This is a genomic window from Hymenobacter endophyticus, from assembly GCF_032464715.1.
In the GTDB taxonomy this organism is placed as follows: Bacteria; Bacteroidota; Bacteroidia; order Cytophagales; family Hymenobacteraceae; genus Hymenobacter; species Hymenobacter endophyticus.
On the sequence record NZ_JAWDJT010000006.1, the window covers coordinates 223,456 to 233,711 of the forward strand.

Annotated in this window: 8 protein-coding genes; 3 read left to right on the forward strand and 5 right to left on the reverse strand. The window is 58.5% G+C overall.

From position 1 onward, the window contains the following. Positions 1-70: 70 nt before the first annotated feature. Positions 71-373, forward strand: coding sequence for a DUF4286 family protein (locus ROI90_RS11430; RefSeq protein ID WP_315998475.1), 303 nt, complete (start codon positions 71-73; stop codon positions 371-373). Positions 374-497: 124 nt separating this feature from the next. On the opposite strand, the gene ROI90_RS11435 is transcribed toward ROI90_RS11430, so the two are convergent. From ROI90_RS11435 to ROI90_RS11445, 3 genes are all read right to left on the reverse strand, one after another. Continuing rightward, a complete protein-coding gene (locus tag ROI90_RS11435; protein ID WP_315998476.1) occupies positions 498-998 on the reverse strand; it encodes a GNAT family N-acetyltransferase in 501 nt (166 codons plus the stop codon). A 138-nt stretch (positions 999-1,136) separates the two neighbouring features. Continuing rightward, positions 1,137-1,367: a hypothetical protein gene (locus ROI90_RS11440; protein ID WP_315998477.1), complete on the reverse strand. Its 231-nt coding sequence runs from the start codon at positions 1,365-1,367 to the stop codon at positions 1,137-1,139. Positions 1,368-1,498: 131 nt separating this feature from the next. Further along, a complete protein-coding gene (locus ROI90_RS11445) occupies positions 1,499-3,676 on the reverse strand; it encodes a prolyl oligopeptidase family serine peptidase (RefSeq protein WP_315998478.1) in 2,178 nt (725 codons plus the stop codon). Positions 3,677-3,872: 196 nt separating this feature from the next. Here ROI90_RS11445 and ROI90_RS11450 point away from each other — a divergent pair, with 196 nt between their 5' ends. Continuing rightward, on the forward strand, positions 3,873-6,335 hold the full coding sequence (locus tag ROI90_RS11450; RefSeq protein ID WP_315998479.1) for a TonB-dependent receptor: 2,463 nt from the start codon (positions 3,873-3,875) through the stop codon (positions 6,333-6,335). 120 nt (positions 6,336-6,455) lie between these two features. Then, on the forward strand, positions 6,456-7,595 hold the full coding sequence (locus ROI90_RS11455; RefSeq protein ID WP_315998480.1) for a PepSY-associated TM helix domain-containing protein: 1,140 nt from the start codon (positions 6,456-6,458) through the stop codon (positions 7,593-7,595). A gap of 180 nt (positions 7,596-7,775) precedes the next feature. On the opposite strand, the gene ROI90_RS11460 is transcribed toward ROI90_RS11455, so the two are convergent. Further along, positions 7,776-8,462, reverse strand: a complete 687-nt coding sequence (locus ROI90_RS11460; RefSeq protein ID WP_315998481.1) for a hypothetical protein — start codon at positions 8,460-8,462, stop codon at positions 7,776-7,778. Between the two features lie 186 nt (positions 8,463-8,648). Further along, positions 8,649-10,109, reverse strand: a complete 1,461-nt coding sequence (locus tag ROI90_RS11465) for a hypothetical protein (RefSeq protein WP_315998482.1) — start codon at positions 10,107-10,109, stop codon at positions 8,649-8,651. Between the last annotated feature and the right edge of the window lie 147 nt (positions 10,110-10,256).

Consider the following 10,256-nt stretch of genomic DNA (forward strand, 5'->3'; position numbering starts at 1 on the left):
ACTTTTGTGTTCCTCTACTCTGCACCCCATAGAGCCTTTTTTTACCCTGAACCGCTTCGGCTTTTCTCCCATGATTCTATACAACGTTACCACCAGCCTCGACCCGGAAATTGAAGACCAGTGGGTGAGCTTCATGCGCGACACACATATTCCGGAAGTTATGGCCACCGGCTTCTTCATTAAAAGCCAGCTGTGCCGCCTGCTCAATGAGGAGGACAACGGCATCACCTACGCTGCCCAATACTATTGCGTGAGTTTAGGTCAGCTGGAAGAATACCAGGAAGTAGCTGCCCCTTCTCTGCGGGCGGAAGTGGAAAAGCACTTCGCCGGCCGCTACGCCTCCTTCCGCACCATGCTGGAGGTGGTGGAATAGAGCCTACCTAAGCACTACAGCAAGAAGGCCGCCCATGATGGGCGGCCTTCTTTATTTTCATCAGTTCCACTTTGTCAGCACGCGAGATTCCTCGGCTTCGCTCGGAATAACGAACTGTACAGGTCTAAGCCTGCACGGCGGCTTCGGCGGCCGGGTGGCAGACGTAGGCGTGCAGCTGCTCGTGGCTGAGGTTGCCGTTGTCCCACTCGGGGTCGAGGTGGGCCCCCAGCTTTTTGTAGAAGCCGATGGCGGGCTCATTCCACTTCAACACCTGCCACTTCATACGGTTGGCACCCGTGCGCCGGGCCTCGGCTACCACCGCATCAAAGAGCTTGCGCCCCAGGCCGGTACCACGTTGATTTTCGGTTATTACCAGGTCTTCCAGAAACAGCATGCGGCCCTTCCAGGTGGAGTAGGCCGTATAATACAGCGCAATGCCGATGATAACACCGGCCGCGTCTTCGGCTACGAAGAACTGAAAAATCGGCTCTGGCCCAAACCCGTCGCGCTGCATGTCGGCCAGCGTGTTGGTGACCTCCTGGGGTGCTTTTTCGTACTCGGCCAGCTCCTGAATCAGGGCCAGTACCTGCGGCAGATCGGCCTCGCGGCCCCGACGAATGTTCATGGTAGTGAGTGGTGAGTGGTGAGTGGTGAGTGGTGAAGATACGGTGGCCTCCTCGCGCAGAACTCGTTTTGCAGGAAAGAAAAATGAGCAACGACCTGGGGTCATTGCTCATTCTGTTTTAGGGAGTGCGTGCGGCAATTACATTACCGGCTGCATCTTTTTGATGTCCTCGGTAGCGTTTACAGCGTTGATTTCGCGGGTAGCAGGATTAGCCGGGGCCGTTTTGCCGCCCGTGGTGTCAGGAGCGGCCGGAATTTCGGGCAGGGGCTTGGCCGTAATATCTTCATCCGAACGAACGTCGGGGTTTTTGCAGGAAGTGGCCGACAGCGAGGAAACGGCCAGCAGACCGAAAAGGAGTACTTTTTTCATATCAGAAAGCAAATAGCCAGAGGCAATTACGGGAGTTGCGGCCGCGAAGATACGGCAAATGAGTTGTTGGTTGGTAGTTGTCGGTTGTTAGTTCGTTCCATCAGCTAACAACCGACAACTACCAACCAGCACTACTTACCATACGGGTTCACGCCCATGTTGTAGAAGGCAAAGGACCAGATATCGGCCCACTCCTCGATTTGCAGCTTGGTGCTCTTGCCCGCGCCGTGGCCCGCATTCACATCCACCCGAATGAGCTGGGGTTTGGGGCCGTTGTTGGCTTCCTGCAGAGCGGCGGCAAACTTGAAGGAGTGCGCTGGCACCACCCGGTCGTCGTGGTCGGCGGTGGTAATCATGGTGGAGGGGTACGCGGCCGGCTTCAGATTATGCAAAGGCGAGAAGCGGTACAGATTCTGGAATTGCTCATAGTTATCCGAAGTGCCGTACTCAGGGGCCCAGTTCCAGCCGATGGTGAACTTCTGGTAGCGCAGCATGTCCATTACGCCCACGGCTGGGAAGGCCACGCCGCAGAGGTCGGGGCGCTGGGTCATGGTGGCACCTACCAGCAGGCCGCCATTGGAGCCGCCTGCCATGGCCAGTTTTTCGGTGCTGGTGTAGCCCTGCACCTTCAGGTACTCAGCGGCGGCAATAAAGTCGTCGAACACGTTCTGCTTGTTAGGCGTCATGCCAGCCTGGTGCCACTTTTCGCCGTACTCGCCCCCACCCCGCAGGTTAGGAATAGCCAGCACGCCGCCGTTTTCCAGCCACAGCATGCGCGCCACCGAGAAGCCCGGCGTGAGGGAGATGTTGAAGCCGCCATAGGCGTAGAGGTAGGTCGGGTTCTGCCCATCCAGCTTCACGCCTTTTTTGTGGGTGATGAACATGGGCACCTTTGTCCCGTCCTTGCTCTTGTAGAATACCTGGGTGGTTACGTAGTCCGCCGGCTTCACATCCACGCTCGGAGCCCGGAATACAGTGCTGGTGTTCGAGGCGAGGTCGTACTTGTAGATGGTAGTTGGGTAGGTGAACGAGGTAAAGGCGTAGTACACCTCTTTAGAGTCCCGTTTGCCCCCAAAACCCGAGGCCGTACCAATGGCCGGCAGCGCCACATCGTGCTTGAACTGGCCCTTCTCGGTGTACACTTTAATCAGGCTGCTGGCGTCCTTTAGGTAAGAAGCCACCAAGTAGCCGCCTACGTGGTCCACGCCCTCCAGCTTTTGCTCGGTTTCGGGCAGCACCTCTTTCCAGTTGGCTTCCTGGGGCTTTTTCGGGTCGATGAGGACGACGCGGTAGTTGGGCGCTTTGTAGTTGGTTTGCACCAGCAAATTGCCACCCACGTTGCCTATTACTGAGTTATTGTCCTCGTAGCTGTTGATGATGGGCGTGAAGCTGGTGGCTTGCTTGGGGTCGGTTAGGTCGCGCACCAGCAGGCGGTTGCCGTCGGCCTTGCCGTCGGTGAGGTAAAGCACCAGAAACCGCTCATCCTCGGTGGTGCCCACGGTGCGGAAGCCCAGCGCCATTTTGGAGTCCTCGTACACCAGCTTGTCGGCGCTTTGCGGCTTGCCGAGCTGGTGGTAGTACACCTTGTGGTACTCATTTTTGCCGGAAAGCTGGTTTTGGCCGGCCTTGGGCGCATCATAGCGGCTGTAAAAGAAGCCATCCTTGTACCAGGCCGCGCCCGATACCTTCACCCACTGCAGCTCATCGGCCAGGGGCTGGCGGGTTTTCAGGTCCAGTACTTTCAGCTTTTGCCAGTCGGAGCCGCCGCCGCTGGTGGCGTAGGCCATGTGGCGGTGGTCGTTGGAGAAGTAGGTGCCCATCAGGGCCGTGGTGCCATCCTGGGAGAACTTGTTGGGGTCGAGCAGCAAATCCGGCTGGCCTTCCTGCCCGTTTTGCTGGGTGTAAAGTACCGCCTGGTTCTGCAAGCCATCATTCTTACTGAAATACAGCTGGTTGCCTTCCTGCTGGGGAATCCCAAACCGCTCGTAATTCCACATTTTAGTGAGCCGCTCCCGGATTTTGTCGCGGAACGGAATCTGCTGCAGGTAGCCAAAGGTGACCTTGTTTTCGGCCTCCACCCAGGCTTTGGTATCGGGCGAGTCCAGGTCTTCGAGCCAGCGGTAAGGGTCGGCCACGGAGGTGCCGAAATAGTCGTCTTTGTGGTCTACTTTTTTGGTTTGGGGATATTGCACGGAAGCAGAGGTGGAAGTGGAAATGGCAGCTGCTGCAGTGGCCGGCGCCTGCGACTGGGTGGAGCGGCAGGAGGCCAAGGCCGCCAGCGCTACTACGGGAAGGATGATTTTTTGCATGGTTGGGAATAGCGGGAAGAGCGCCGAAGATAAATCACAGACGCCGCAGATTGGCCGAATGCCGCAGATTCTTTCAAATTCCAAACGATGCAGATGACTCCCCTGTAGCGACATTAATTTTATTAAGAATTTTTCTAAACAGATTTTCTACTGTTCCTTTGCAGCACTTTAGACCTATTCTAAACAAACACACACCATGTTGAATCTTCGCTCCCTGGGCTTGACTTCTACCATTCTGGCTTGTGCCCTCACGGTGCAGGCCCAGCAAACTACCGCCATCCGGGGCCGCGTAACCACCTCCGACGGCAGCCCCGCCGAAGCCGTAACCGTGGGCCTGAAGGGGCGCAGCCAGGGGGCCATTACCAACAACAAGGGCGAGTATGTGATTGAGCGGGTCCGGGACGGACAGTACACGGTGGTTATTTCGGCGGTAGGACTGAAAAGCGAGGAGAAAACGGTAACAGTAAGCGGCGGTCAGGCTACCGTGGCCGACTTCATGCTGACGGAAAATGCCGAGCAACTCAAGGAAGTAGTTATCAGCGGTAACCGCACCAACAAGTTCAACCGCTCCGCCAGCGTGGACGTGAACAAGATGCCGCTCAGCAACCTGGAAAACCCGCAGGTGTACGCCACTGTGGGCAAGGAGCTACTGACCGAGCAGGTAATATTTACGGTGGATGATGCGACCCGCAACGCACCCGGCCTGCAGAAAATGTGGGATGCCACGGGCCGCGGCGGCGACGGAGGCGCCTTCTACGCCGCGCGGGGCTTCGTGACGCAAAGCCAGCTGCGCAATGGCGTGGCCGGCAACGTAACCGGCGACATCGACGCGGTGAACCTGGAGAAGCTGGAAGTCATCAAAGGCCCTTCGGCCACGCTGTTCGGCTCGGCTTTGACGTCGTACGGCGGTCTGCTGAACCGCGTCACTAAAAAGCCGCTGGAGACTTTCGGGGGTGAGGTGAACGTGGCGGCCGGCTCCTACGGCTTCCACCGCGTATCGGCCGACGTGAACCTGGTGGACAGCAACACGCCCGCCGACCAGCCCAAAACCCTGGGCATCCGCCTGAACACGGCGTACACCTACGAGGACAACTTTCAGAACAAGGGCTATACCGGCTTCAACAAGAACTTTGCCGTTGCACCCAGCCTGCAATGGCGGCCCTCCGACCGACTGACGGTGAACCTGGACGCTGAAATTTACAAGGGCCGGGGCACGGGCAAGCAGTTCATCTTCCTGTACTTCCCGCCGAGTGTGCTGGGCTTCGATCGGCCCGACAAGTCGCCGTTCGACTACCAGCAGTCGTACATGGGCCCGGGTCTGATTCAGGACTCGCGCAGCACCAACCTGTTCGGGCAGGTGCAGTACAAGATTTCACCCGCCTTCACGGCCACCACCTACCTGACCAGCAGCAACAGCTACTCGGACGGTAACTCGGCCTACTTCTACCTGACGCCATCCACCCCGGCATTCCGCCGCCGCCGCCCCGACCTGCCCGAAGCGGCCAATTACCTGGTGCGCGCCGACCAATCGACGGACAACAGCCAGCGCCAACTCTGGGAAGCGCAGCAGCTAGTCAACGGTGACTTCCAGGTAGGCAATATGCGCAACCGCGTGGTGCTGGGCCTGGATTTCCTGCGCGTCAGCTCCGACGTAAACTTCCTGGGCGGCAACTTCGACACGGTGGCGCTGGCCTCGCCCCGGCCCGTACTGGACCAGTTTAACGGCACCAACATGAATGCCGTGTACGCCGCCGGTGGTGGGGGCCGCTACCTGGTTACCACCAAATCCAACACCTACAGCGCCTTCATCTCGGACGTGCTGAACCTGACGGAGCAGCTGAGCGTGCTGGCTGCCCTGCGCGTTGACCATGTAGATAACAAAGGTGGGCTGTTTTACTCGCCGGTGCAGGCTTATAAGCAAACAACCTGGTCGCCGAAGTTTGGCGTGGTGTTTCAGCCGGTGAAGGACCGGGTGAGCGTATTTGCCAACTACCAGAACAGCTTCAACAACCTGGGCCTCTACCTGGCCGCCGATGGTAGCCGGTCGTTGGCCCGGCCCGAGCGCGCCAATCAGTGGGAAGGTGGGGTGAAGCTGGACGCCGCCGCCGGCCGCCTCAGCGCCACGGTGAGCTACTACGATATTCGGGTGCAGGACCGGCTGCGGCTGCTGGGCTACGCGCCCACCACGTTTGAAGCCATCAACGCCCAGGACGCCACCCAGCGCAGCAAAGGTGTTGAAGTCAACGTTGTAGCAAATCCGGTACACGGCCTGAACGTAATCGGGGGCTTTTCCTACAACGACTCAAAGTTTGAAGACTCACCGGAGGAAGTGAACGGCCGCCGGCCCAACACGGCTTCCTCGCCTTACCTAGCCAACGCCTGGGTAAGCTACCGTCAGCCGGAAGGCACGTTGAAGGGCCTGGGCGCCGGCTTTGGTGGCAACTACGTGAGCGACAACAAGGTGCAGAACGCCGTGAACAACGTGTTTATTCTGCCCAGCTACACCGTGTTCAACGCCTCCGTGTTCTACGACCAGCCCAAGTACCGCATTTCGGCCAAGGTGGATAACCTCACGGACAAGCAGTACTGGACCGGCTACACCACCATGAACCCCCAGCGCCTGCGCAGCATCATCGGCAGCGTCGCGTATAAGTTTTAATTTTTACATCATCGGCTGTCATTCTGAGCTTGCGAAGAACCTTGTTACGCCTGAACGAACCGTTTCAACGTGATAAGGTCCTTCGCAAGCTCAGAATGACAGAGCCGTTTTCCGCCTTCTATGAGCACGTTCAAGAAAACCGTCGGGAAGCTGCACCTGTGGCTGGGGCTGGCCTCTGGGCTAGTCGTGTTCATCGTGAGCCTGACGGGCGCCATTTTCGTGTTTCAGGACGACATCCGGGACCTGACGGAGCCCTGGCGCAAGGTAGAAGCGCAGCAAACGGCTATGGTGCTACCCTCTCAGTTGCAGAAGGCGGCCTTAGCCACGCACCCCGGCGTAAAGACGACGGACTGCTGGACGACGTATTTCGGGCCGGAACGCTCGGCCACGGTATTCTTCACCGATAAGGCCGGCGCGCCCATTATGGTGTCGTTGAATCCCTACACGGGCCGGGTGCTGCGTGAACAGGATTTGCGCACGCACTTTTTCACCATCATCCAGGAGATTCACATGCACCTGCTGCTGCCGGAGCCGGTGGCCAAGTGGGTAGTGGGCATCAGTATTTCCATTTTTGTGGTGATGCTGCTGACGGGTATCGTGCTGTGGTGGCCCAAGCGCAAGCAGGAGCGGAAGCAGCGCTTCACCATCAAATGGGGAGCCCGCTGGCGCCGCGTCAACTACGATTTACACAACGTGCTGGGCTTCTACGCGGCCAGCATCGGGCTGGTGCTGGCGCTGTCGGGCCTGTTCATGATTTTTCCCGGAATGCTGCAGTCCATTGTATATGTAGTGGATGGCGGCAAACCGGCCCCGCAGGAGCTGATGGAAACCAAGCTCGATACCCTGCAAACCGTCCCCACTGCCGCCCAGCCTCTTTCGGATGTAGTGTACCGCACCGCACGCCGCCTCTCGCCCGCCAACGAAATGGTACTCATCGGCCCAACCGGCGCGGGCAAAGCCCCCGCCTTCTGCTGGACCTACAAAAAGGCGCTGCACTACTACCACCGCGACGAGTACGCCTTCCACCCCGCGTCGGGCCAGGTGCTGGACTCCCGCTTCCACGCCACCAAAAGCGCCGGCACCAAGTTCTCCGACATGAACTACGACCTGCACGTGGGACAGATTCTGGGTTTCGGCGGCAAACTCGTGGCTTTTCTGGGGAGTCTAATTTGCGCCAGTCTGCCCGTAACCGGCACCGTTATCTGGTGGGGCCGCCGCAACAAAACCAAGAAGAAAAAGCCGAAGCTGCAGGCGGTGTAATTCAGCGGCTGTTTGAGTCAGCCATGAACGATGTAGAGACGCAATATTTTGCGTCTCGTCGTTGAACTACTGGTCCTGCGCCATCTGAACAACGTTAGCAATGGCGAGACGCAAAATATTGCGTCTCTACATCGTACCAACACTACATAGCCCAGGGCTTCAGTCCTAGGATGTGAGATATTATTGCATCCGCCCCACCTTCGGAATCACCTGAATCAAGAAGCGCTTGTTGTCGCCTTCGCGGCGGCCGGAGTAGCGGCCGGTGCCGTAGAAGCCGCTGCCCCCGATGATGAGCTCAATGCTGCGGTCCTGGCTGAAATTGAGGTTGTTCTGCTTCCAGAGGTTGAGCAAATTGAGGGCGCGGCGGTAGCTGAGCTGGTAGGTGGTTTGCTCTTCGCGCTGGTTGCGCGGGTCGCCCTGGGGGTAGCGGGCGGCCATGCCTTCCACAATCACCAGGTAGCGCACGTTCTGGCCTCTATTGGTAGCACTGAGGCTGCGTAGACGCTCCTGCAGCAGCTGGCCAGCTTGCAGCAAGGCGGGCTTGTAGCTGTCCTGGATTTCGTCGCGGCCGGCTTTGAACTGCACATTCAGCTTCAGCTCGTACCGCTCGTTTTGGGGGTCGTAGCGGAAGTAGCGCCCCTCCAGCCGCCTGAGCGACTCCCGGATGCGGGTAATCTGCTCCAGCTCAATGGCCTTGGCTTTCAGCTCGCCGTTGGCCTGCTTCAGCTCCCCTTCCCGGTCCTTGAACAGCTTGAAGCTGTACACGAACAGCACCAGCATCACCACGAACAAGGACGTCATCAGGTCCACGTAGCTGGGCCAGAAGAAGTCGTTATTTTGGCGCTTGTTGGAGGTGGCGTTGTTCATTGAGAGGAAAGTAATTAGAGCTAGAGGGCTAGTTCCCCTCCTTGGAAAGGAGGGGCTAGGGGTGGTTGACCTGGCGTTAGAACGGTTACTAAAGCTAGCGGGTCGTTCAACGAATCAACCACCCCTAGCCCCTCCTTTCCAAGGAGGGGAACTAGCTTTTAGCTCTAATCCATATCGACACTGCCATTACACCGGCTTCACACCGCCAAACAGCTTGTCCATAAACCGCTGAAAACGGTTCTTGGAGGTGGCTTTCACCAGTATCGTGTTCAGGCTGGATAACTCCAGCAGGAGCTTGGCCTGCACCTGCGAGTCCAGCTCGATTTTGCGGAGTAGCTCACGCTGGGTAGCTGTTACGTCGCGGCTGAGGTCGGCTTGCTGGGTGTTGAGGTTCTGGAAGGGCTCCATCTGTTTCAGCAGCTTCTCGAAGACGTTGTCGGCGTTGAGCTTCTCGAAATACTGCTGCCACTTCTCGTAGGCCAGCTGGGCCTGCCGCTCGTTGTAGGCCAGGCGCTTGTCCATCACGTCGGCGAGGCCTACACCGGCCTGGTCAATGTGCTGCTCGGCGCGGTCCTTGAGGTTGCGCAGCTCCACCTGGTGCTTCTGGAAGAAATCCAGCATGAGCTGCACCGAGTTGTTGTTGCCCCCGATGTACTGGCCCAGGTCGTTGATGCCTTTCTCGAAGCCCCGCAGGCGGTCCAGAATGCTATTTACGGCTTCGGCCGAGTGGTAGCCGTTCTGCAGCATTTCGTTGAGGCGCTGCTGGTAGCCGGTGAAGGCCGCAAACATTTCCGCCGACTCGCGCACCTTCTCAAACACCATGATATTGGCCGCCGCCATCTTGTCGTAGCCGATGGTATCAAGGCGTTCCAAAAAGTCGCTCTGCACCCGAATATTCTGCGTCACCTTTTCCAGCAAGGGATTGAACAGCTCAATCTGCCCCACAAACTGCTGGTTGAAGGCATCAAGCACCGATTTGAGGTTGGTAAGCGAGCTGGCCATATCGGCGTGCAGCACGGGCAGCAAGCGGGCCTGCAGGAAGGTGTAGTATTGGTTCTGAAGCTTATCGAGCTGGTGGCGGGCCTGGCGCAGCACGCCGTTGCCGAGCAGCGTGAGCAGCAGCCCTACGAAGGAGCCCGTCATGGCAATCAGCACGCCGGTCAGGAAGGGTGTCAGCGCGTTTTCATCGGAAACGCCGTTGCGCGCAATGCCCACGAGGCCCAGAATCACGCCCAGAAACGTGCCCAACAGCCCCAGGTACAGGGGCGTCGCTACATCAGCCTGCACCGCATTGTCCAGCACTTCGCTTTGACGCTCCGATATGTCTTTCAGAATGCCGAAGTCGGCCGCCGCGCCCTTGTTGTGGCGCAGGTAGTCGTTGGTGTCCAGCAGGATTTCCTGGAACTCCGGGGAAGCATTTTCGGCCTTGATGAGGTTGGAGGCAAAGGCTTCGGGGGGCGCATCGGCAGCGTAATCGGGCACGTCGCGGCCATCGGGCAGCACAATGCGGTGCTCCACGCGCAGGCTCTCCTTGGGCGGATACAGGACCGCCAGTCGCCGCGCGTTGGCCCGCGTTTGCAGGAACGTGCGAATCTGCAGGCCCACCACCACGGCCACTACCAGGATTTCGAGGATTATTTCCAGCATAAGGCTACGAATCTACGCGCTAAAAGCTAGGAAGTGTTAACAGTGGCTAGTATGTTTGGGAATGGAGTACATGTTGACCGACGCGCAGTGGGCGCGCATCGCGCCGTTACTGCCGGGCCGGGAAGGCACGAGCGGCGGGCGGGGCCA